23 protein-coding genes are annotated in these 22509 nt (G+C 71.9%); 9 read left to right on the top strand and 14 right to left on the bottom strand.

Annotation, left to right across the window (positions count from 1 at the left end; translation table 11 throughout):
- Positions 1 to 56: 56 nt before the first annotated feature.
- Entirely contained in the window at positions 57 to 1715 is a 1659-nt protein-coding gene (locus tag IE264_RS29420) for an FAD-binding dehydrogenase (RefSeq protein WP_032758336.1), read from the bottom strand.
- 120 nt (positions 1716 to 1835) lie between these two features.
- Between IE264_RS29420 and IE264_RS29415 the strand changes: the two genes are divergently transcribed.
- The 3 genes from IE264_RS29415 to IE264_RS29405 are packed head-to-tail and all read left to right on the top strand — an operon-like array spanning position 1836 to position 3081.
- On the top strand, positions 1836 to 2345 hold the full coding sequence (locus tag IE264_RS29415) for an NUDIX hydrolase (RefSeq protein WP_032758335.1): 510 nt from the start codon (positions 1836 to 1838) through the stop codon (positions 2343 to 2345).
- A 29-nt stretch (positions 2346 to 2374) separates the two neighbouring features.
- Entirely contained in the window at positions 2375 to 2770 is a 396-nt protein-coding gene (locus IE264_RS29410; protein ID WP_015607557.1) for a YidH family protein, read from the top strand.
- Positions 2767 to 3081 (top strand): DUF202 domain-containing protein, encoded by a 315-nt coding sequence (locus IE264_RS29405; protein ID WP_032758334.1) that lies wholly within the window; start codon positions 2767 to 2769, stop codon positions 3079 to 3081. Before IE264_RS29410 ends, IE264_RS29405 begins: the two co-directional genes overlap by 4 nt.
- Positions 3082 to 3122: 41 nt before the next feature.
- On the opposite strand, the gene IE264_RS29400 is transcribed toward IE264_RS29405, so the two are convergent.
- Complete coding sequence (locus IE264_RS29400; protein ID WP_015607559.1) at positions 3123 to 4058, bottom strand: NADP-dependent oxidoreductase; 936 nt, start codon at positions 4056 to 4058, stop codon at positions 3123 to 3125.
- A gap of 89 nt (positions 4059 to 4147) precedes the next feature.
- Positions 4148 to 5452: a glucarate dehydratase family protein gene (locus tag IE264_RS29395; protein ID WP_032758333.1), complete on the bottom strand. Its 1305-nt coding sequence runs from the start codon at positions 5450 to 5452 to the stop codon at positions 4148 to 4150.
- 142 nt (positions 5453 to 5594) lie between these two features.
- On the opposite strand from IE264_RS29395, the gene IE264_RS29390 reads away from it, so the two are divergent.
- Together IE264_RS29390 and IE264_RS29385 are read left to right on the top strand one after the other, a co-directional pair.
- Positions 5595 to 6617 (top strand): phosphotransferase family protein, encoded by a 1023-nt coding sequence (locus tag IE264_RS29390; RefSeq protein ID WP_032758439.1) that lies wholly within the window; start codon positions 5595 to 5597, stop codon positions 6615 to 6617.
- A 5-nt stretch (positions 6618 to 6622) separates the two neighbouring features.
- Entirely contained in the window at positions 6623 to 7837 is a 1215-nt protein-coding gene (locus IE264_RS29385; RefSeq protein ID WP_032758332.1) for an acyl-CoA dehydrogenase family protein, read from the top strand.
- Between the two features lie 52 nt (positions 7838 to 7889).
- Here the strand turns inward: IE264_RS29385 and IE264_RS29380 are convergent, their stop codons facing one another.
- The 4 genes from IE264_RS29380 to IE264_RS29365 form a co-directional block, all read right to left on the bottom strand.
- Complete coding sequence (locus IE264_RS29380) at positions 7890 to 9227, bottom strand: M28 family metallopeptidase (protein ID WP_032758331.1); 1338 nt, start codon at positions 9225 to 9227, stop codon at positions 7890 to 7892.
- Positions 9228 to 9493: 266 nt separating this feature from the next.
- Complete coding sequence (locus IE264_RS29375; protein WP_015607564.1) at positions 9494 to 10087, bottom strand: TetR/AcrR family transcriptional regulator; 594 nt, start codon at positions 10085 to 10087, stop codon at positions 9494 to 9496.
- Positions 10088 to 10136: 49 nt separating this feature from the next.
- A complete protein-coding gene (locus IE264_RS29370) occupies positions 10137 to 11852 on the bottom strand; it encodes an AMP-binding protein (protein WP_015607565.1) in 1716 nt (571 codons plus the stop codon).
- Complete coding sequence (locus IE264_RS29365) at positions 11849 to 12631, bottom strand: SDR family oxidoreductase (RefSeq protein ID WP_032758330.1); 783 nt, start codon at positions 12629 to 12631, stop codon at positions 11849 to 11851. Before IE264_RS29365 ends, IE264_RS29370 begins: the two co-directional genes overlap by 4 nt.
- Positions 12632 to 12851: 220 nt before the next feature.
- Between IE264_RS29365 and IE264_RS29360 the strand changes: the two genes are divergently transcribed.
- A complete protein-coding gene (locus IE264_RS29360; protein ID WP_032758329.1) occupies positions 12852 to 14123 on the top strand; it encodes an exo-beta-N-acetylmuramidase NamZ family protein in 1272 nt (423 codons plus the stop codon).
- A 138-nt stretch (positions 14124 to 14261) separates the two neighbouring features.
- On the opposite strand, the gene IE264_RS29355 is transcribed toward IE264_RS29360, so the two are convergent.
- A complete protein-coding gene (locus tag IE264_RS29355) occupies positions 14262 to 14744 on the bottom strand; it encodes a GNAT family N-acetyltransferase (RefSeq protein ID WP_032758328.1) in 483 nt (160 codons plus the stop codon).
- Between the two features lie 278 nt (positions 14745 to 15022).
- On the opposite strand from IE264_RS29355, the gene IE264_RS29350 reads away from it, so the two are divergent.
- Positions 15023 to 15646: a hypothetical protein gene (locus tag IE264_RS29350; protein WP_031123776.1), complete on the top strand. Its 624-nt coding sequence runs from the start codon at positions 15023 to 15025 to the stop codon at positions 15644 to 15646.
- Positions 15647 to 15721: 75 nt separating this feature from the next.
- Positions 15722 to 16462: a 3-keto-5-aminohexanoate cleavage protein gene (locus IE264_RS29345; protein WP_032758438.1), complete on the top strand. Its 741-nt coding sequence runs from the start codon at positions 15722 to 15724 to the stop codon at positions 16460 to 16462.
- Between the two features lie 40 nt (positions 16463 to 16502).
- Here the strand turns inward: IE264_RS29345 and soxR are convergent, their stop codons facing one another.
- Positions 16503 to 16994: a redox-sensitive transcriptional activator SoxR gene (gene soxR / locus IE264_RS29340; RefSeq protein ID WP_015607571.1), complete on the bottom strand. Its 492-nt coding sequence runs from the start codon at positions 16992 to 16994 to the stop codon at positions 16503 to 16505.
- Positions 16995 to 17108: 114 nt separating this feature from the next.
- On the opposite strand from soxR, the gene IE264_RS29335 reads away from it, so the two are divergent.
- Entirely contained in the window at positions 17109 to 17570 is a 462-nt protein-coding gene (locus tag IE264_RS29335; RefSeq protein ID WP_015607572.1) for a MaoC family dehydratase, read from the top strand.
- Between the two features lie 40 nt (positions 17571 to 17610).
- On the opposite strand, the gene urtE is transcribed toward IE264_RS29335, so the two are convergent.
- From urtE to urtA, 5 genes are read right to left on the bottom strand one after another with little or no spacing between them, the layout of a single operon-like run.
- Positions 17611 to 18309, bottom strand: a complete 699-nt coding sequence (gene urtE / locus IE264_RS29330; RefSeq protein ID WP_032758437.1) for an urea ABC transporter ATP-binding subunit UrtE — start codon at positions 18307 to 18309, stop codon at positions 17611 to 17613.
- Between the two features lie 5 nt (positions 18310 to 18314).
- Positions 18315 to 19100, bottom strand: a complete 786-nt coding sequence (urtD, locus tag IE264_RS29325) for an urea ABC transporter ATP-binding protein UrtD (protein WP_032758327.1) — start codon at positions 19098 to 19100, stop codon at positions 18315 to 18317.
- Positions 19097 to 20242 carry an urea ABC transporter permease subunit UrtC gene (gene urtC / locus IE264_RS29320; protein WP_032758326.1) on the bottom strand — a complete coding sequence of 382 codons (1146 nt, stop codon included), beginning with the start codon at positions 20240 to 20242 and terminating at the stop codon, positions 19097 to 19099. The genes urtD and urtC overlap by 4 nt, the downstream gene beginning before the upstream one ends.
- On the bottom strand, positions 20239 to 21123 hold the full coding sequence (urtB, locus tag IE264_RS29315) for an urea ABC transporter permease subunit UrtB (RefSeq protein WP_015607576.1): 885 nt from the start codon (positions 21121 to 21123) through the stop codon (positions 20239 to 20241). The genes urtC and urtB overlap by 4 nt, the downstream gene beginning before the upstream one ends.
- A complete protein-coding gene (gene urtA, locus IE264_RS29310; protein ID WP_015607577.1) occupies positions 21120 to 22367 on the bottom strand; it encodes an urea ABC transporter substrate-binding protein in 1248 nt (415 codons plus the stop codon). The genes urtB and urtA overlap by 4 nt, the downstream gene beginning before the upstream one ends.
- Between the last annotated feature and the right edge of the window lie 142 nt (positions 22368 to 22509).

Here is a 22509-nt window from a genome sequence, read left to right as displayed (position 1 = left end):
TTGGACAGTGCCCCGGTCCGCCCTGCGCGGGAGCGGTTACGGGGCCGGAGGGGGGCTCAGTCAGCCAGTGCCTCTGCCGCTGCCCTGCCCGCTGCTCGGCCCGAGAAGATGCAGCCGCCGAGGAACGTGCCCTCCAGGGAGCGGTAGCCGTGGACTCCGCCGCCGCCGAAGCCGGCCGCCTCGCCCGCCGCGTACAGGCCGGGGAGCGGGGTGCCGTCGGAGGTGAGGACCTGGGAGGACAGGTCCGTCTCCAGGCCGCCCAGGGACTTGCGGGTGAGGATGTTGAGGCGTACGGCGATGAGCGGGCCCGCCGCGGGGTCCAGGACGCGGTGCGGCTTGGCGGTGCGGATGAGGCGGTCGCCGAGGTAGGCGCGGGCGCCGTGGATCGCGGTGACCTGGAGGTCCTTGGTGAAGGGGTTGGCGATCTCGCGGTCGCGGGCGGTGATCTCGCGGCGCAGCTCCTCCGCGTCGATCAGGCCGTCACCGGTGATCGCATTCATGCCCCGGACCAGGGCGTCGAGGTCCTTCTCCACGACGAAGTCCGCGCCGTGGTCCATGAACGCCTTGACCGGTGCGGGCACGTCCGCGCGGGCCCTGCCGATCACATCGCGTACCGACTTGCCGGTGAGGTCCGGGTTCTGCTCGGAGCCGGAGAGGGCGAACTCCTTGCCGATGATCCGCTGGTTGAGCACGAACCAGGTGTAGCCGTATCCCGACTTCATGATGTGTTCGAGGGTGCCGAGCGTGTCGAAGCCGGGGAAGAGCGGGACCGGCAGGCGCTTGCCCCGGGCGTCGAACCAGAGGGAGGAGGGGCCCGGCAGGATACGGATGCCGTGCTTCGCCCAGATCGGGTTCCAGTTCTCGATGCCTTCGGTGTAGTGCCACATCCGGTCCCGGTTGATGTGGTGGGCGCCCGCCTCCTCCGCGATGCCCAGCATCAGGCCGTCGACGTGGGCGGGGACGCCGGAGAGCATCTTCTCGGGCGGGGTACCGAGCCGTTCGGGCCACTGGGAGCGGACGAGGTCGTGATTGCCGCCGATGCCTCCGGAGGTGACGATCACCGCCTGGGCCCTGAGCTCGAAGGCGCCGGTCGCCTCCCGGCCGCTGGCGGTGCCCCGCTCGGCCGCGCTCGGCTCCAGGATCTCGCCGGTGACCGTGTCCAGCGCCCCGGCCGTGCGGGCGAGGCCGGTGACGCGGTGGCGGAACCTCAGCTGGACGAGCCCCTTGGCGACGCCCTCACGGACCCGCCGCTCGAAGGGGGCGACGACGCCGGGGCCGGTGCCCCAGGTGATGTGGAAGCGGGGTACGGAGTTGCCGTGGCCGGTCGCGTCGTAGCCGCCGCGCTCCGCCCAGCCGACCACCGGGAAGATCCGCAGGCCCTGCTGGTGCAGCCAGGAGCGCTTCTCCCCGGCCGCGAAGTCGACGTACGCCTCGGCCCACTTCTTCGGCCAGTGGTCCTCCTTGCGGTCGAACCCGGCGGTGCCGTACCAGTCCTGGAGGGCCAGCTCCCGGCTGTCCTTGATCCGCAGCCGGCGCTGCTCGGGCGAGTCGACGAGGAAGAGGCCGCCGAAGGACCAGTGGGCCTGTCCGCCGATGGACTGCTCGGGCTCCTGGTCGAGGAGGATCACGGAACGGCCGGCGTCGGCCAGTTCGGCGGTGGCCACGAGTCCGGCGAGCCCCGCCCCGATCACGATCACATCAGCGTCGTACGCCATGGGTTCCATCCTGTCGTGAAGGCTCGGGAGGGCTCGGCGGGCGTGCAAGTTACCCGTGCGTCAGATCTTGGGTACCGGCCGCTGCCACGTCAACCACCCGGGTGCTGTTGGATGAAACGCATGACGCCTTCTGACGAGATCCTGGACATCGTCGACGAGAACGACGAGGTCATCGGGCAGGCCCCGCGCGGCGAGGCGACCGCGCGTGGGCTGCGCCACCGCTGTGTCTTCATCGAGGCGCGCGATGCGGAGGGGCGTCTCTTCGTCCATCGCCGGACGGCCACCAAGCTGGTCTTCCCCTCGCACTACGACATGTTCGTGGGCGGGGTGGTGGGCGCGGGCGAGTCCTACGACGAGGCGGCGCTGCGCGAGGCGGAGGAGGAGCTGGGGGTCTCGGGGCTTCCGGCCCCCGAGCCGCTGTTCCGGTTCCTCTACACCGGTGACGAGCACACCTGGTGGTCTGCGGTGTACCAGGTGCGGTGCGAGCTGCCGGTGGCCCCGCAGGCCGAGGAGGTCGCCTGGCACACCTTCCTGGACGAGAAGGAGCTGGAGGAGCGTCTCGGGGAGTGGCCGTGGGTGCCGGACGGGGTGGAGGCGTACCGGCGGCTGCAGGAGTTCCGGTCCGCCTGATCTGCGAGGGCACCGCCTAGGGTGCCCCTGTGAACAAGATCGCGCAGAGCGTACGTCTGTGGTTCGCGCCGCAGCGGATCCGGGACGAGGGGGACACCCCCGACTACCGGTTCTCCCTGGCCAACGAGCGGACGTTTCTCGCCTGGATCCGGACGGCGCTGGCCCTGATCGGCGGGGGCTTCGCCGTGGACCAGTTCCTGCCGGAGCTGGCCTGGGGGGTCCGGGCGGGGCTCGCCCTGGGGCTCCTCGCCGCGGGGGTGCTGTGCGCGCTGCGGGCGGTCAACCACTGGGTGCGGTGCGAGCGGGCGATGCGGCGCGGGGAGGATCTGCCGGTCTCCCGGTTCCCGGCACTGCTGGGAATCGTGGTGGCGGTCGTGGCCGTCGCGATGGTGGTGGTGGTCCTCTTCGGCTGGGAGGGCCGGTGACTGCGGCGGCAGACCGGGACCCCGGGCTCCAGCCGGAGCGGACCCGGCTCGCGTGGCGGCGTACCACCCTGTCGGCCACGGTGGTGGCACTGCTCGCGGGGCGGCAGGCGCTGCACAGCGGTGCGACCCCGGCCGCGCTGGTGGCGGTGGCGCTGAGCGCGGTGGCCTGGCTGGGGTTCCTGCTGGTGGCCCACCGCAGGGTGGGGCGCATGGGGGTGGCGCGGCCGGAGCCGCTCGCGCCGCGCGGGGCGCTGACGGCGGCGCTGTGCACGGTGGCGCTCGCGGTGTTCGCGGCGGCCATGCTGTTCTGAGAGCACCCTCCCGGGGTCCGAGAGCGCCCGCCCGGGGCTGCTCAGGCCTCCCAGTCCACCGTGACCACGATCTTGCCGCGGGTGCGTCCCTCCTGGTTGAGGCGGTACGCGTCGGCCGCCTGTTCCAGCGGGAAGACCCGGTCCACATGGACGGTGACGATGCCCTGTTCGGCCAGTTCCGCGAGCTGGGCCAGGTCGGCGGCGTCGGGCCGGACGAAGGCGTAGCGGCCGCCGTAGGAGAAGACCTCGCTGTCCGCGATCGAGGCGAGCCGGCCGCCCTCGGCGAGGGCCTCGGCCGAGACCCGCAGCGCTTCGCCGCCCACCGTGTCGAAGGCGGCGTCGAAGCCCTCGGGGGCCAGCTCCCGCAGCCGGTCGGCGAGCCCGTCCCCGTACTCCACGGGTTCGGCGCCGAGGCTTCGCACATGCTCGTGGTTGCGGGCGCTCGCGGTGCCGACGACCCGGCAGCCGCTGTGGCGGGCGATCTGCACGGCGAGCGAGCCGACCCCGCCCGCCGCCGCGTGGACGAGGACGGTGTCGCCCTCGCGGACCTTGAGGGTGCGGTGCAGCACCTGGTACGCGGTCAGCCCGGCCAGCGGCAGGCCCGCGGCCTCCTCGAAGCTCAGGCTGAGGGGCTTGCGGGCGAGGGTGCGCACGGGGGCGGCGACGTACTCGGCGAACGTACCCCGGGAGAGGAAGTCCTCGCGGACGTAGCCGATCACCTCGTCCCCGACGGCGAACTCGTCGACGGCGATGCCCGGTTGCACGACCACACCGGAGACGTCCCAGCCCGGGATCACCGGGAAGACGGCTTCGAGGCCGCCCTGGAGGTAGCCCTCGCGGGCCTTCCAGTCGACCGGGTTGACGGCCGCGGCCCGCACCTTCACCAGGACCGCGTCGGGGCCGACCTTGGGGTCGGGCCGCTCGCCGTACTCCAGGACATCGGCCGAGCCGTACGCGCTGTAGCTGATCGCCTTCATCCCTCGACCTTCGGTGCAGGTCAGGGTGGACGCAACTCAGGTGGTACGCCCGTGGGCCCGGCCCCCTACGCCGTGGGCCCGCGCCTCCCTCACCAGCGCGGGATCTCCGGGACCGTCCACTCGGGGTCGGCCCGGCGCATCGCCGCCGCGTCGTCGCGCTCGCGGTGGGTGCCGTCGTCCTGGAGCCAGCGGCGGTGCAGGGCGGCCAGCCGGTCACGGTCCAGTTCGACGCCGAGGCCGGGGGCGTCGGAGACGGTCAGCCGGCCGTCGGTGAAGGTGTGGCGTTCGGTGATGACGTCCTCGGTCTGCCAGGGGTAGTGGCTGTCGCAGGCGTACGCGAGGCCGGGCACGGTGGCGGCGACGTGGGTCATCGCGGCGAGGCTGATGCCGAGGTGGGTGTTGGAGTGCATGGACAGCCCGACACCGAACGTGCGGCAGAGGGCGGCGAGTTCGCGGGTGCGGTGCAGGCCGCCCCAGTAGTGGTGGTCGCTGAGGACGATCTGTACGGCGTCGGTGGCGAAGGCCTCGGGGACCTCGGCCAGGGTGGTGACGCACATGTTGGTGGCCAGCGGGACATCGGTGGACGCGGCGACGGCGGCCATGGATTCCGTGGAGCCGGTGGGGTCCTCCAGGTACTCCAGGACGCCCTTGAGCCGGTCGGCGACGTACAGCGCGGTGGGCACGGACCAGGCGCCGTTGGGGTCCAGGCGGAGGGGGCGGCCGGGGAACGCCTCGGCCAGGGCGCGGATCGCGGCGATCTCGTCGTCGGGTGGGAAGACACCGCCCTTGAGCTTGAAGGAGGCGAAGCCGTACGTGTCGGCGAAGCGCCGGGCCTGGGCGACGATGCCCGCCGGGTCGAGCGCCGCGCCCCAGTCGTCGCGCTCCCCGTCCTGCGGGTGGGCGGCCCAGCGGTAGAAGAGGTACGCGCTGTACTCGACGGTGGAGCGGACCTTCCCGCCGAGCAGCGCGTGCACGGGCAGGCCGAGCGCCTTGCCGAGGGCGTCCAGGCAGGCGACCTCGAAGGCGGAGACGACGGAGAGGCGGATCTTGTCGGCGCTCTGGACGCCGCGCAGCCCGCCGGCGTCCACCCGGTGGTCGGCCGCCCGGTCGCCGGCGGGCCGTGAGTCGCCGCACACCTCGTCGGCCAGGGCGAACAGTCCGTTCAGATCGGTGACCGCGCGGCCGGGGAGCGCCCGGGCGAGCGCGCCCGCGGGGTCCAGGTACTTGCCGTCCCCGTACGTCTCCCCCACCCCCGTCACCCCGCCCCGCGTGACCACTTCCACGATGAGCCGGGGCGTGTACGGCTGGTGGACCCCCTGGGTGTTCAGCAGGGGCGGATCGGCCACGAGGATCGGGGTGAGCCGGACGTCTTCGATCACCAGGTCGGTATGCATACGTGAACTGTATTCAGGGATGGGATCGACCACCAGGGTCGGGACGCACTTCCCGCGCCTGATTACGGGAGTTCACTGGACGACATACCGACTGGTCGGCATCATGGTCAGCGATCGTCCCGTCGCCCCGGAGGTACGCACCATGAGCTCACTCCCCCCACCAGGTCTCGACCCCGGGCTGCTGCGCGTACACCTGGACCGCGAGCGTCCCGGGCTGGTGCGCGGGCCGCTGGAGGCGCGGCTGATCGAGGGCGGCCGCTCGAACCTCACGTACACCGTCACCGACGGGACCGGCCGGTGGGTGGTGCGCAGACCGCCGCTGGGCCATGTGCTGGCCACCGCGCACGACATGAAGCGCGAGCACCGGGTGATCAGCGCCCTGCACCCCACCGCCGTCCCGGTTCCGGAGCCGGTGCTGCTCTGCGAGGACGACTCGGTGCTCGGTGCGCCGTTCTACGTCATGGAGCACGTCGAGGGCGTCCCGTACCGCACCGCCGAACAGCTCGCCCCGCTGGGCCCCGAGCGCACCCGGGCCGCCGTCCTCGCCCTCGTCGACACCCTGGTCGACCTGCACGCGGTGGACCCCGGGGCCGTCGGGCTCGGGGACTTCGGGCGCCCGGAGGGGTTCCTGGACCGGCAGCTGCGGCGCTGGGGCAAGCAGCTGGACGCCTCCCGCAACCGCGAGCTGGCCGGAATCGACGAACTGCACGCCTCGCTCGGCCGCGAGCTGCCCTCCTCCCCCGCGCCCACCGTCGTACACGGCGACTACCGCCTGGACAACGTGCTGCTCGGCCCGGACGACCGCATCAACGCCGTCCTGGACTGGGAGATGTCCACCCTCGGCGATCCGCTCACCGACCTCGGGCTCCTCGTGATGTACAGCTCCGACCTCGATCTGCCGCACTCCCCCGTCTCCACCACCAGCGGCGCGGCGGGGCACCCCTCGCCCGCCGAGCTGATCGAGCGGTACGCCGCCGGGTCGGGCCGGGACACCTCCGCCATCTCCTGGTACACCGCGTTCGCCTGGTTCAAGCTCGCCGTGATCCTGGAGGGCATCCACTACCGCTACACCCTCGGCCAGACCGTCGGCGCGGGCTTCGATCAGATCGGCGATCTGGTCCCGGTCTTCATCGAGCACGGCCTCACCACTCTCCAGGAAGGCTGAACCCCATGGACTTCGCATTCGACGCCCGTACCGAGGAGCTGCGGAGCAGGCTGCTCGCCTTCATGGACGCGTACGTGTACCCGGCCGAGCAGGTCGCGGAGGAGCAGCGGGCGCTCCTCGCCTCGCCGTGGGACACCCCGGCGGTCGTGGACGAGCTGAAGGCCGAGGCGCGGCGGCAGGGGCTGTGGAACCTCTTCCTGCCGGACGCGGAGTACGGGGCGGGGCTGACGAACCTCCAGTACGCGCCGCTCGCGGAGATCACCGGCCGATCCCCGCACCTCGCGCCGACCGCGCTGAACTGCGCGGCCCCGGACACCGGGAACATGGAGGTGCTCTTCCAGTTCGCCACCGAGGAGCAGAAGAAGCAGTGGCTGGAGCCGCTGCTGGACGGGGAGATCCGCTCGGCGTTCGCGATGACGGAGCCGGAGGTGGCGTCGTCGGACGCGACGAACATCGAGACCCGGATCGTCAGGGACGGCGACTCGTACGTCATCAACGGCCGGAAGTGGTACATCTCCGGGGCGATGAACCCGGACTGCGCGGTCTTCATCGTGATGGGCAAGACCGACCCGGACGGCGCCGACCTCCGCCGTCAGCAGTCGATGATCCTGGTGCCGCGCGACACCCCGGGCCTCGAAGTGCGGCGCGCCATGCAGGTGTACGGGTACGAGGACCACTCCCACGGCGGCCACGCCGAGGTGGTCTTCCACGACGTACGGGTGCCGGCGGCGAACCTGATCGGTGAGGAGGGCGGCGGTTTCGCCATCGCGCAGGCGCGGCTGGGTCCGGGGCGGATCCACCACTGCATGCGGCTGATCGGGATGGCGGAGCGGGCCATCGAGCTGATGTGCCGCCGGGCGGTGGCACGTACGGCGTTCGGCAAGCCGCTCGCCCAGCAGGGCGTCGTGCAGAACTGGATCGCGGACGCCCGGGTGACGGTGGAGCAGTTGCGGCTGCTGGTGCTGAAGACGGCCTGGCTGATGGACACGGTGGGCAACAAGGGGGCGCACACCGAGATCCAGTCCATCAAGATCGCCACGCCGCGCGCGGTGGTGGACATCCTGGACTCGGCGGTGCAGCTGCACGGCGCGGGCGGGGTGAGCCAGGACTTCCCGCTGGCGGAGCTGTGGGCGGCGGCGCGGACGCTGCGGCTGGCGGACGGGCCGGACGAGGTGCACCAGCGGTCGCTGGCCCGGCGGGAGATCAAGCGGTACCTGTGAACCGCGTGTGGCCCCCTCCGGGGGAGGGGGCCACAGCGGGAGCGCCGGGAGATCAGAAGGTGAGCTTCCAGCTGTCGATGTAGCCGGTGTCCTGCCGGGCGATGTCCTGCACCCGGAGCTTCCAGACGCCGTTGGCCACCTCGGAGGAGGCGTTGACCGTGTAGGTGGCGATCACGTTGTCCGCGGAGTCGCCGCTGCTGGAGTTCTTCAGCCGGTAGGCGGTGCCGTCCGGTGCCAGCAGGTCGACCACGAGGTCACCGCGGTAGGTGTGCTTGATGTCCACGCCCACCTGGAGTGCGGCGGGGGCGTTGCCGGTCCGGCCGGAGACGGTGACCGAGGAGGTCACGGCCGCCCCGGCGTCCGGGATGGCGACGTCGGCGTCGTTGGAGAAGACGGTGCCCGTGGGCGGCTCGCCCGTGGAGCCCGCGGAGAGGGTCCAGACGGCGTGGGCGGCGGCATCGCTGTTGCGGTCCAGGGCGGTGTCGTTGATGTTCGCCGTGGTGTCGCAGGAGGAGTGGTAGCAGCGGTCGAAGGCCTGGCCCTGCGTTCCGCCCCACTTCTGCACCTGGGCCGCGGTCTTGGTGCGGCTGGCGCCGGTGAAGAGGCCACCGACGGGGACGCCCGCCGACTTGAACGGGGCGTGGTCGGAGCGGCCGTCGCCCTCGGTCTCGATCTCGGTGGGCACGCCGAGGCCCGCGAAGTAGTCCTTGAAGGTCTTCTCGATGACCGGGTCGTCGTCGTAGACGAAGTAGCCCGCGTTCGGCGAGCCGATCATGTCGAAGTTGAGGTAGCCGGAGATCTTCGAACGCTCGGCGGCCGGCAGGTTGTTGACGTAGTACTTGGAGCCGATCAGGCCCAGCTCCTCCGCACCCCACCAGGCGAACCGCAGGTGCTTGTCGGGCTGGTAGCCGGCGCGGGAGACGGCGAGGGCGGTCTCCAGGACGGCGGCCGAGCCGGAGGCGTTGTCGTTGATCCCGGCGCCGGAGGAGACGGAGTCCAGGTGGGCTCCGGCGAAGACGACCTTGTTCGGGTCGCCGCCGGGCCAGTCGGCTATCAGGTTGTAGCCGGTGGCGCCGCTGGAGGTGAACTGCTGGATGGACGTGGTGTATCCGGCCGCGTCGAGCTTGGCCTTCACGTAGTCGACGGACGCCTTGTAGCCGGGGCGGCCGTGGGCGCGGTTGCCGCCGTTGTTCGCGGCGATCGTCGAGAACTGCGTGAGGTGGCCCTTGACGTTGGCCAGGGGTATGTCGGGCGCTGCGACGGCGGCTGTCGCCGCGGTCGTCGCCGGGGCGGCCTGCGCGGTGGGCGCGGCGGTCCCGAGGAGGGCTGCGAGGGCGACGGCGGCGACGGCCGCCGGGGATCTGCGCAGGGTGATTCGGTTCGGTCTCATCGATGGGGCTCCGGATTCCGTTCGGGGACTGACGGAACGTGCGGGGGGCACCCGGCCGCGTGGAACGTACGGCCGGGTCCTGGAGCTGGTGGTGCGCACCGCAGGACCGGTGGTCCGTGCGATGCGTGACCGATGGTCAATGAGGTGACAGTGTTCCGTCAAGAGCGGAAAACGGACATGTCAGTTCTATTAACGAACACCGAACCGTGTTTGAAAGCGCTCAACCGGCCCTGAACAGTGGCGAATCGCGTGTCCCCCGGCGCCTGTTACGGGCGCAGGGCCCGCAGCAGCAGGTCCGCGAGGTGGTCGGCGACCTGCTGGCGGCTGAGCGGGCCGTCCGGGCGGTACCAGGTGGAGAGGTGGTGGACCGATCCGAAGTGGTAGTCGACCACCAGGTCGGCGGGGGTGGCGGTGGAGAACACCCCACTGCGCTGGCCCTCCTCGATCAGCGCCCGGAACCGCTCGTGGTAGCGGCGGCGCTCCACCCGTACCTGCTTGTTCTTCTCCGGGCTCAGGTGGTGCATGGAGCGGAAGAAGATCGCGGCGTCGTCCAGGTTGTCGATGGTCGTGACGACCACGTCGGCCGCCGCGTCCCGCAGCCGCTGCTCGACGGGGGCCTCGGCGCCCGCGAAGGCGTCGAGCCGCTCCTGCTGGAGCCGCAGCACCCGGGCGTAGACCTCCTGGAGCAGGTCCTCCTTGGAGCCGAAGTAGTGGTAGAGCGCCCCCTTGGTGACGCCCGCCGCCTCGACGATCTCCTGGACCGAGGTGCGGTCGTACCCGCGCTCGGCGAAGAGACGGGTGGCGGCGGCCAGCAGCCTCTGAGGGACGGGAGTGCCGTTCTGCTCCGTCGCCTTGGCCATGAGCCGCCACCTGCCTTTCATACTGTGCGTTCGCTGTTCCGACGAGGTTCTAACGGGGGGAACGCAGTTCCCGCCTCAGGATCTTCCCACTCGCCGTCTTCGGCAGCTCGGTCAGGATCTCCACCTCGCGCGGATACTTGTAGGCGGCGAGCCTTTCCTTGCAGTACGTCCCGAGCTCGCCCGGTTCGACCCGAACGCCCGGACGCAGACTGACATACGCCCGTACGGTCTCCCCCCGGTAGGCGTCGGGCACGCCCACGACGGCGGCCTCGCGCACCGCCGGGTGGGTGTACAGGACGTCCTCCACCTCGCGGGGCCACACCTTGAAGCCGGAGGCGTTGATCATGTCCTTCTTGCGGTCGACGACGTAGAGCCAGCCCGCCGCGTCCATGAAGCCGATGTCACCGGTGCGCAGCTCGCCGTCCGGGAAGGCGGCCTCGGTGGCCTCGGGGAGGTTCCAGTAGCCGGAGACGACCTGCGGGCCGCGCACCGCGATCTCGCCCTGCTCCCCGAAGGGCACCTCCTGCCCCGTCTCGTCGAGGATCCGTACGACGGTGTCGGGGCCGGGTACGCCGACGGAGAGGGTGCCGGAGACCGGGTCCACCGGGGCCTCGCGCTCGGGCGGGACCGAGGCGCAGGGGGCGGTGCACTCGGTGAGGCCGTAGCCGTTGCGGATGTACGGGCCGAAGCCGGCGCGGAACCTCTCCACCAGCGCGGGCGGCAGCGGGGCGCCGCCGGAGGAGATCACCTGGAAGGAGGCGAAGTGGTCCGGGGTGACGTCCGGGTGGGCGGCCAGGGCCATGAAGGCGGTGGACGGCCCGACCGTGTACGCGGGGCGGTGGGCGGCGAAGGCTTCGAGGACGACGCCCGCCTCGAAGCGGTAGGCCAGGACCAGGGTGCCCGCGTTGGCGATACAGGCGGCGAGCTGGCAGACCATGCCGGTGATGTGGAAGAGCGGGGCGAGCGCGAAGTAGACGGAGCCCTCGGCGAGGGGATGCCCGGCGCGCTGCCGTTCGGCGTTGACCATGATGTTGGCGTGGGAGTTCATGGCGCCCTTGGGGGTGCCGCTGGTCCCGGAGGTGTAGCTGATCAGCGCCGTGTCGGCGGCGGTGAGCTCCCGGCCGTCCGGGGCCCGGTGACCGGCGCGGGCGACGGTCAGCAGGTCGTCGGCGAGGTCGTCGGGGCCGGGGGCGGGGAGCCGCTCGAAGCCGAGCACGCGGGCGTCGTCCACGCTCTGGAGGTCCAGCTCGCAGGCGGTCAGCGCGATCGTGAGGTCCGGGGCGCCCTCCGCGGTCTCCCGCAGATACGCCGCCCAGGCCCTCTCCCCGCAGATCAGCGCGGTGACCCCGGCGTCCTTCAGTACGTGGCCGACCTCGCCGGACTTGTACATCGGGTTGAGCGGTACGACGGTGGCCCCCGCCTTCCACGCGCCGAGGAGCGCGAGGACGAAGTGCGGGCTGTTCTGGAGCATGATCGCGACCCGGTCGCCGCGCCGCAGGCCCCGGGAGGCGAGGTGTCCGGCCACCGAGTCGGAGAGCTCGTCGGTCTCGCGGTAAGTGAGGCGCCCGTCGAAGTAGGCGAGGGCCGGGTGGCCGTCGGGGGCCCGCCCTACGGCGTCCCGGAAGGCGTGCAGCACGGTCTCCGCGGGGTGCAGTTCGGCGCGCTGGGCGTCGCTGAGGAGGGCGAGCCACGGCTTGGCCGCGTAGACGGAGCCGCCGGGGGGCGTGTCGTCGTGAGCCGGGGCGGGGCCGGCCGGGTCGCTCATGCGCCGCTCGCCTCCCACTTCTGCTGGAGGCGGTTCATGTTGCCCATCCATCGGTCGGGGTCCTCGGCGCGGGCCCGGTAGTAACCGGCGACCTCGGGGTGCGGCAGGACCAGGAAGCGGTCGGCCGCCATCGCGTCGAACAGCGCGTCGGCGACGGCGTCCGGCTCGATGGCTCCGGGGGCGAGGACCAGCTCGCCGGCCGAACCCGCGGCGGTGAGCATATCCGTACGCACGCCCTGCGGGCAGATCGCGTGAACCTTGACGCCGCGGTGGCGGTAGGTGAGCGAGAGCCACTCGGCGAAGGCGACCGCCCCGTGCTTGGTGACGCTGTAGGGGGCCGCGCCGATCATCGTCAGCAGCCCGGCGGCGGACGCGGTGGTGACGAAGCGCCCGCTGCCGCGCTCCAGCCACTGCGGCAGCAGGGCCCTGGCCGCGCGGACGTGGGCCATCACATTGACGTCCCAGGCGGCGGCCCAGACCTCCTCGTCGGCGAACGCGTCACCGGGTGAGGCGAGTCCGGCGTTGGCGCAGTAGACGTCGACCGTGCCGCCCAGCGCGTCCCGGGCGGCGGCCACGGTGTCCGAGGCGTCGCCGGCGACGGCGGTCCCGCCGATCTCCTTGGCGAGCGGCTCGATGCGCGCGAGGTCGAGGTCGTTGACGACGACCCGCGCGCCCTCCGCGGCGAACCTGCGGGCCAGAGCGGCGCCGATGCCGCCTCCGGCCCCTGTGACCACCACACCGGCGCCCCGCACCGTATCCGCCGTATCTCCCGTGCCCATCGTCGTCCCGCCTTCCGTACGCCTGTTCCGCGGCCCCTCCGCATCGGCAGACTAACCGGTCGGTATGTGATCGGGGAAGGGTCGGGAAGGGCCCCGGGGCAGGTCGGCGGGGGCGGCTGCCCGGCCGGGGGAATCGGCGCGGCCGGGGTCGTTCCGTGCGGCCCCCAGCCGCGCTAGCGTGCGTGGCCATGACAGTCGGCGCGATCATGGAGGTAGCGGAATGAGCCTTTCCCGACGTGGTGTGCTGGCCGCGGGAGGCGCCGTGGGAGCGCTCGCGGCGACGGCCGCCGGCACCGGTGGAGCCGCCGCTTCCGGACGCGGCCACGGACCGGGGCGCGCCCGGGTCCGTACCGGATTCGACCGGCTGGCGGCCGACGGCTACCGGCTGCTGCGGGGCCAGAAGGTCGGCGTCGTCACCAACCCGACCGGCATCACCGCCGATGTCCGGCACATCGTCGACGTGATGCACCCCGACTCCCGGGTGAACCTGACCGCCGTCTTCGGCCCCGAGCACGGCTTCCGGGGCACCGCGCAGGCGGGCGGCTCGGAGGGGCGCTACGACGACCCGGCGACCGGGCTGCCGGTCTACGACACGTACCTCAAGAGCGGGCAGCCGCTCGCGGACATCTTCACCGCGTCCGGCGTGGACACGGTCCTCTTCGACATCCAGGACGCGGGCGCGCGCTTCTACACGTACATCTGGACGCTGTACGACTGCATGGAGGCCGCCGCGCTCGCGGGCAAGCGCCTGGTGGTGCTGGACCGGCCGAACCCGGTGACCGGGCGGGCGGCGCTGGGGCCGGTGCTGGACCCGGCGTTCGCCACGTTCGTCGGCCGCCGGGAGATCGCCCAGGCGCACGGGATGACGGTGGCGGAGCTGGCGCTGTTCTTCAAGGCGGAGTTCCTGCACGAGAACCCGGTGCGGCTGGACGTGGTGACCATGTCGGGGTGGCGGCGCTCGGACTTCTTCGACGACACCGGGCTGCCGTGGGTGCCGCCGAGCCCGAACATGCCGACGCCGGAGACGGCCCTGGTCTACTCCGGGACCTGCCTCTTCGAAGGCACGAACCTCTCCGAGGGCCGGGGCACCACCCGCCCCTTCGAGCTGCTGGGCGCGGAGGGCATCGACCACCGCTGGGCGGCCGCCGTGAACGCGCTGGGGCTGCCGGGGGTCGCCTTCCGGGAGGCGTACTTCGCGCCGACGTTCTCCAAGTTCCAGGGGAAGACGGTGGGCGGGGTGCAGGTGCACGTCCAGGACCGGGAGGTGTTCGACCCGGTCCGCACCGGCATCGCCCTGCTGGTGACGGCGAAGCGGACGTGGAGCGGATTCGCCTGGCGCCCGGACAACTGGATCGACAAGCTCACCGGGAACACCCGGGTCCGCACCATGATCGACGCGGGGGCGGACACGGACGCGGTGGTGGACGCGTGGCGGTCGGACCTGACGGCGTTCCGGGCGAAGCGGCGGAGGTATCTGCGGTACGGGGGGTAGTGCGGGCGGGGCGGGGGGCGCACGCGGGACGAGGGGCCGGGCGCACCCGGAACGCCAGAGGGGGGCGCGCACAGAACGGCGGGCGCCCTCGCCGGAGGGCCGCCGCCCGTCGTTCCGGGCGCCGGCCCTCCGCCCGTCTCAGCCCGTGAGGTCCAGGTCGCCGAGGTACTCGTCGTCGTCGGTCAGGCCCCGCTTGCGGTAGCCGAGCCGGAGGTAGAACTCCTCCGGACCGCCCTCGCCTCCGTGCCAGGTCACGGTCGAGACCGTCCCGCCCCGGCGGCGGATCTCCTCGTTCACCGCGCCCACCGCGAACCGCCCGTACCCCCGGCCCTGCTCACCGGCGGCTATGGCCAGCCGCCAGAGGCCGGAGCGCAGCGGGGCGTCCGGCACATCGGCGTCGTAGTCGAACCGGACGTCGAAGAAGGCCATCACGAAGCCCACGATGCGGTCGCCGTCACAGATCAGCCGGGGCCAGGCGGTGTCGGGGTGCACATAGGCCTCGGCCAACGACTGTGCGACCGGCGAGACGAACTTCCGCTGCTCGGGAGCGACTTCCAGCCGACAGGCGTCGAGCACGGTGTCGGGCGTGACCTTTTCCAGGCGGGGAGAGACTGCTGTCATACGGGCACCCAACCGCACCCGCGCGGGGCCCTGCCACTGATTTTCCCTGGTCAGCGGGCGGGTGCGAGCGGCTCCGGGGTGCCGGGGCGCCGAAGACCCCCCGCACGGCCGCGCGCCCTCTCACCACCCGTCCGCGCGCCGTTCCGCTTCTGCCCGTGGCGCCCGTCCCACATGGGGAGTCTCAGCCAATGGACGGTTTCCATCTTTCGATGGAGCCGAAACGGGCAGGCGTACGTCCACTCCCTGACGCCGAAGGACGAACGACGGAGGTGGCAGACATGGCCGGTTTCCGGAGTCTTGCGAGACAGGTCCGCGATCCGCTGGGCGATCTGGCCCTGCGGCGGTACTCGCTGCGCAAGTGCCTGGAGAGGTTCGCCCCCTATGGTCACCGGGCGACCTGGGACCATCTGTGCGCCCGGCACGGGATCGATCCCGAGGACCGGGCACCCGATCCGGCGCGCCTGCTGGGCGCCCTGGAGGAGCTGGAGGAGGCGCGGGCCATCTGGCTCGCCTACGAGGCGGGGTTCGCCGAGCGGCGGCGGCGCGAGAAGCACGAGGGCCTGCGGCGGCCCGGCGCGTTCGACGACTGGCACCGCCGGACGTGGGGCGGTCACGGAGTGGCCCGCTGCGCGGATCCGGAGGTCCACCCCAGTGAGCCGCTCGCCGAGGTGCTGCGCCGGCTGATCGCGGCGCTCGGTTCCGGCCCCGGCTCGGCCTGCCCGGTCTGTGCGGACACCGGGATCGAGTGGCGACAGGAGCGGGAGCGCGGGCATGAGCCGTGGTCGGGTCCGGTGTGCACGGCGTGCGGGATCGCGGTGCCGCAGCCGGTGCTGACGGACCGCACGCTGGCCAGGGCCCGGTTGGTACGGCACCGGAGGCTCGCCGCGGCGGCAGCGGCGTAGGGACTTCCGGGGTACGTCGCCGGGGGCGAGGGCGTTCCCGGCCCGTTGTCAGTGGCGGATGTCACCATCGGGCACATGATCCAGGTCTGCCTGAACGGCCGGCGCGGTGCGGATGCTTCGGCGGCCGTGCCCCTGTCCCCCGAAGCGCTGGCCCGGTCGGCGGCCGAGGCCGTCGCCGCCGGTGCCACCGACATCCATGTGCATCCGCGGACCCCCTGCGGGCAGGACACGCTCTCGCCCCGGGTGGTGGCCGCGACGCTGACGGCGATACGGGCGGCGGTGCGCGTCCCGGTCGGGGTGACGACGGGCGCCTGGGCGGAGCCGGATCCACGGCGCCGGGTGGAGCGCGTGCGGGAGTGGACGGTGCTGCCCGACCACGCATCGGTCAACTGGCACGAGCCGGGCGCCGAGGAGCTGGCCGCCGCGCTGCTGGAGCGTGGCGTGGGCGTGGAGGCCGGGCTCTGGTCGGACACGGAGGGGCACCGCCTCTTCCGCCGCTCCCCGGTGGCGCCCCGCGTCCTGCGGGTGCTGGCCGAGGTCACCGACACCGACCCGGCGACGGCGACCGGCTCGGCCCGGCTGCTCCTCGCCGAGGTGGGCGCCGCGCACGGCCGCCCGGTGCTGCTGCACGGCGAGGAGGGCGGAGCGTGGCCGGTGGCGGCGCTGGCCTTCCGACTGGGCCTGGGGACGCGGATCGGCGCGGAGGATGTGACGGTGCTGCCGGACGGGAGCCCCGCGCGCTCGAACGCGGAACTGGTCGCCGCGGCGGTGCGGTTGCGGCAGACGTCGTGCGGGGGCGGGCCTGCCGTGTCGTGAGTCGGCCCCGTCCGGGGCGGCCGCCGGGACGCGCCCCAGGTCAGCCGGTCCCGTCCTCCTCCGCCGCCGGGTCCCGCCGGCGCTCGGGCATCAGGCGCGAGCCAGTGATCCGTTCGCCGGAGATGTCGTCGGGGTTGGACAGCACACAGTTCTCCAGCGACAGACAGCCGCAGCCGATGCAGTCGGTCAGATGGTCGCGCAGCCGGTGCAACTGCTTGATCCGCTCGTCCAGTTCCTGGCGCCAGGCCTCGGAGAGGCGGGCCCAGTCGTCCCGGTTCGGCGTGCGCTCCTCGGGCAGCGAGGCGAGTGCGTCCCGGATCGTGGCCAGTGGGATGCCGACGCGCTGGGCCGCGCGTACGAAGGCGACGCGGCGCAGGGCGTCGCGCGAGTAGCGGCGCTGGTTGCCGCTGGTGCGGCGGCTGCTGATCAGGCCCTTGGACTCGTAGAAGTGCAGAGCGGAGACCGCGGCGCCGCTGCGCGCCGAGAGCTGGCCGACCGAGAGTTCGTGGAGTGTCTGTGGGATCTGTGGCACTCCTCAGACCCTACTGCCATGTCGTTGACAGGAACGCGGCACACAACGATGCTGAGCAAGCGCTTAGACATCGCACCTGAAGGTGCGGAGAGCCGGAAGGCAGGGACCGGGAACATGGCAGAGCCGAAGATCTTCACGTCCGCACAGGAGCTGCTCGACGGGGTGGGCGAGCAACTGGGACACAGCGACTGGCTGGAGGTCGACCAGAAGCGGATCGACCTGTTCGCCGAGGCGACCGGCGACCACCAGTGGATCCATGTGGACCCGGAGCGCGCGGCGGCCGGGCCGTTCGGCACGACCATCGCGCACGGCTATCTGACGCTCTCGCTGCTGCCCGCCCTGGTGCCGCAGGTGATGCGGGTCGAGAACATGAAGATGGGCATCAACTACGGGACCAACAAGGTCCGCTTCCCCTCCACCGTCCCGGTCGGTTCACGGCTGCGGGCCACCGCGGTGCTCAGCAGCGTGGAGGAGGCCGGGGGCGGCGTGCAGGTCACCGCGGTCGTCACGGTCGAGCGCGAGGGCAGCGAGAAGCCCGCGTGCGTGGCCGAGTCGGTGTCGCGCTACTACTTCTGATTCTGACGGCCCGCGCCTCTCGGGGGACGGGCCGGGCCGCTCACACGCTCAGCGCCTCCCGGACCGTCTTCTCCGCACCCGTACCCCCCTCACCCGACGACGTGACCCTGCCCGCCTCCAGGACGTAGTAGCGCTCCGCCGCCCGCATGGCGAAGCCGACGTGCTGTTCGACGAGGAGGACGCTGAGGCCGCCGCGCTCGGCCAGGGAGAGGATCGTGGCCTCGATCTCGGCGACGACGGAGGGCTGGATGCCCTCCGTCGGTTCGTCGAGGAGAAGGAGCCGGGGGCGGGTGACGAGGGCGCGGGCGATGGCGAGTTGCTGGCGCTGTCCGCCCGAGAGGAGGCCGGCGCGGCGGTGGGCGAGTTCGCGGAGGACGGGGAAGAGGTCGAGGGCCTCGGCGATGGCCTCACGGCCGCCGCCGCGCGGGGAGCCGTCGGCGACGAGCTGGAGGTTCTCGGCGGTGGTCAGGTGGGGGAAGGACTGCTGGCCCTGGGGGACGTACGCCATGCCTCGGGCGACGCGCCGGTGGGGCGCCAGGTGGGTGATGTCCTCGCCGTCGAGGCGGACAGTCCCGCCGGACGGCTTGATGAGGCCCATGGCGGTGCGCAGGAGGGTGCTTTTCCCGGCGCCGTTGTGGCCGAGGACGGCGGCGACGCCGTCGTCCGGCACGGCCACGGTCACGTCGTGCAGGACGGTGGTGCGGTCGTAGCCGGCGCGGACTTCGTCGATCTCCAGCACGGCGGTCACACCTCTTCGCGGACGGGGACGGGAACGGCGGCCGAGGGCTCGGGTTCCGAGGCGCGGCCGAGGTAGACCTCCTGGACCTTGGCGTCGGCCTGGACCTGGGCGACCGTGCCCTCGCTGAGCACCTTGCCGGCGTGCAGGACGCTGACGCTGCGGGCGAAGGAGCGCATGAAGTCCATGTCGTGCTCGATGACGACGACGGTGTGGTCCTCGCTGATCCGCTGGAGCAGCTCACCGGCGGACTCACGCTCGTCGTGGCTCATCCCGGCGACGGGCTCGTCGAGCAGCAGCAGCTTCACGTCCTGGACGAGGAGCATGCCGATCTCCAGGCTCTGCTTCTGGCCGTGGGCCAGCACCCCGGCGGGGCGGTGGCGCAGCGCGGCCAGGCCGGTGATCTCCAGCGCCTTCCCCACCGAGTCGGGGAGGTGTCTGCGCCGCCGCAGCAGTGTCAGCGCGCTGCGGCCGGCCCCCGCGGCGATGTCGAGGTTCTGCTCGACGGTCAGCTGCTCGAAGACCGTCGCTGTCTGGAAGGTGCGGCCGATGCCCCGGCGGGCGATGCGGTGCACGGGCTCGCCGATGATCTCCTCACCGCCGAAGCGGATCGATCCGCTCGCCCGGACCAGGCCGGTGACGGCGTCGACCAGCGTCGTCTTGCCCGCGCCGTTCGGTCCGATCAGGAAGCGCAGGTCTCCCGGGTGGATGTCCAGGTCGACGCCGTCGACGGCGGTGACGCCCCCGTCGAACGTCACCCGGAGGTCGCGGACGGTCAGTCCCTCGCCGCTCATGCGGTCACTCCCTTCGTCGCCCTGACTCCATCCGTGCTCCGCCGCCTGCGCAGCACCGTCGTCAGCGAGGCCAGCCCGCCGGGCAGGAAGCCGACCGCGACGACGAACAGCAGGCCCTGGAGATACGTCCACCCGGCCGGCCACGCGTCCGAGAGCGTGCTCTGTGCCCAGGCCACCGCGATCGCCCCGAGCACCGCGCCCACCAGGGACGCCCGCCCGCCGACGGCCGCGCCGATGACGAAGCCGATGGACGGCACGATCCCGATCAGCGCCGGGGAGATGATCCCCACCGCCGGCACGAACAGCGCGCCGGCCAGACCCGCCATGCCGGCCGCGACCACGTACGCCACCAGCTTGACGTTGGCCGGGTTGTAGCCGAGGAAGCGCACCCGCTCCTCGGAGTCCCGTACCGCGATGAGGAGTTCGCCGTAACGGCTGACGAACAACTGCCGGGCGAGGGCCATGAGCAGCAGCAGGACGATCGCGATGATGACGTAGACCATCCGCTGGTTGACCGGGTCGTTCAGGTCGTAGCCGAAGAAGCCCTGGAAGTCGGTCAGGCCGTTGGTGCCGCCCGTGGTGGCCTGCTGGCCGACCAGCCAGATCGCCAGGGCCGCCGCCAACGCCTGGCTGAGGATCGCGAAGTACGCGCCCTTCACCCGGCGGCGGAAGACGAGCACGCCGAGCAGGGCCGCGACGGCCATCGGCAGCAGCACCGTCATGGCGAGCGCGAACGCCGGGTTGGCGAAGGGCTGCCACCACCAGGGCAGCCCGCCCTCGGTGCCGTACAGCTGCATGAAGTCGGGCAGCGGCTGTCCCGTTGCCGCTGCGTCGGCGAGCTTGAGGTGCATCGCCATGGCGTAGCCGCCGAGGCCGAAGAAGACGCCCTGCCCGAGGACCAGCAGCCCGCCCCGGCCCCAGGCGAGGCTCACGCCGACCGCGACGATCCCGTAACAGAGGTACTTGGCCAGCAGCCCGAGCCGGAAGTCCGACAGGACCAGGGGGGCGACGCCCACCAGCAGCACCGCGCCGAGCAGGAAGGCGGCGGGTATCCGGAAGCGGTTCTGGAACGGTCGGTCCGGCGGTCCGGCCGGGGGGCCGGCGGCCGGGACGGTGGCCGGGGGTGTGCTCGTCGTCGTCATACCAGGCTCCTGGTGCGCACGGTGTACAGGCCCTGCGGCCGCCACTGGAGGAAGGCGACGATCCCCACGAGGACCACCACCTTCGCCACGCTCACGGTCGTGGAGTATTCGAGGACCGACTGCAGCAGGCCGAGCACGAACGCGGTGATGACCGCGCCCCTGAGCCGTCCGATGCCGCCGACGACCACGACCAGGAAGGCGTCCACGATGTAGTTGGTCCCCGTCGTCGGACCGATCGGGCCGATCAGCGTCAGCGCTACCCCCGCCATCCCCGCCAGACCCGAGCCGATGAAGAACGTCGTCCGGTCCACCCGCCCCGTCGCGATCCCGGACACCTCCGCGAGGTCCCGGTTCTGCACCACCGCCCGGATCCGGCGGCCCAGCGGTGTGACCCGCAGAATCGCCGCCAGGCCGCACACGCAGAGCAGCGCGAACCCGAGGATGAACAGCCGGCTGTTGGCCAGGGTCACCCCCGCGACCGACACGCTCCCCGTCAGCAGGTCGGGCGCGGTCGTCTGGACGTTCGGCGCGCCGAAGACGTCCCGCGCCAGCTGCTGCAGCATCAGCGAGACACCCCAGGTCACCAGCAGTGTGTCCAGCGGGCGTGCGTAGAGCCGCCGGATGAGCAGCCACTCCAGGAGTGCGCCCATCGACCCGGCCACGAGGAACGCGACCGGCAGGGCGAGGAGGAGCGATATGCCGGCGTTCTCGATCGGCTTCTGCAGCACGTACGTCGTGTAGGCGCCGGCCATGATGAACTCGCCGTGCGCCATGTTGATGACGCCCATCTGACCGAAGGTGAGGGTCAGGCCGAGGGCGATGAGAAGGAGGACCGCGCCGATGCTGACGCCGGTGAAGGACTGGTTGAGGATGACCGTCACAGGTCCGCCGCCCAGTCGTAGCCCTTCAGGTACGGGTCGGGCTTGATGGGCCCGCCCGAGTTCCAGACCTCCTCGATGAGCCCGCTCGCGGTGACCTTGCCGATGCGGGCGGTCTTGTGGACGTGCTGCGTCGCACCGTCGACCGTCACCTTGCCCTCCGGTGCGTCGAACTCGATCCCGTCCGAGGCCGCCTTCACCTTCTCGACGTCGAAGGACCCCGCCTTCTCGACCATCGCCTTCCACAGGTGGACGGAGATGTACGCCGCCTCCATCGGGTCGCTGGTGGGCTTGTCCTTGCCGTACGCCGCCCGGTACGCGGCGACGAACTTCTCGTTCGCCGCTCCGGGCGTGGTCTGGTAGTAGTTCCAGGCCGTCAACTGACCTTCCAGGTACTGCGTTCCGATGCTCTTGACCTCCTCCTCCGCGATGGAGACGGAGAGCACCGGCAGCTTCTTCGCGGTCAGCCCGGCGGACTTGTACTCCTTGAAGAAGGCCACGTTGCTGTCGCCGTTCAGGGTGTTGAAGACCGCGTCGGCCCCCGCGCCCTTGACCTTGTTGACGATGGTGGCGAACTCCGTGGAGCCCAGCGGCGCGTAGTCCTCGCCGAGCACCTCCATGCCGTTCGCCTTCGCGTACGTCTTGATGATCTTGTTGGCAGTGCGCGGGAAGACGTAGTCGCTGCCGACGAGGTAGAGCTTGGTGAGGCCCTGCTTCTTGAGGTAGTCGAGCGCGGGCACGATCTGCTGGTTGGTGGTGGCGCCCGAGTAGAAGATGTACGGGGACTGCTCCAGGCCCTCGTACTGCACGGGGTAGAACAGCAGCGACTTGTTCCGCTCGAAGACCGGTTTCACCGCCTTGCGGCTGGCCGACGTCCAGCAGCCGAAGGTCGCGACGACCTTGGAGTCCGTGATGAGCGCCTGCGCCTTCTCGGCGAAGGTCGGCCAGTCGGAGGCCCCGTCCTGACTGACCGGTTCGAGCTTCTTGCCGAGGACGCCGCCGGCGGCGTTGATCTCCTTGACCGCGAGCAGCAGCGCGTTGTGGACGGTGACCTCGCTGATCGCCATCGTGCCGGAGAGCGAGTTCAGCAGGCCGACCTTGACGGTGTCGCCGGAGGTGTCGGCCTTGGCGCCCGCGGCCTTCGACGTGTCGCTGCCGGTCTTCGCGCCGCAGGCGCTGAGCACGGCGCCGGCGCCGAGAGCGGAAATGCCGGTCAGAAGACCGCGCCTGGTGATGAGCCCGGACATGGCAGTACCTCCTTGCCCCGAAGGGCGGTGCGAGCGGATTCCTCCGGGCGAGGGGAGGAAGGGGAGGGAAAGGGGGAGGGCCCAGCCGTTCCGGGGTGGCCTCCGGGCTGGTCTCTGAAGTGGTCCACAGCCTGCGGCGGAA

Source organism: Streptomyces microflavus (assembly GCF_014650075.1).
Taxonomy (GTDB): Bacteria; Actinomycetota; Actinomycetes; order Streptomycetales; family Streptomycetaceae; genus Streptomyces; species Streptomyces microflavus.
Note: the sequence above shows the minus strand (reverse complement) of the source record. Positions and strands in the feature narration are given on the sequence as shown.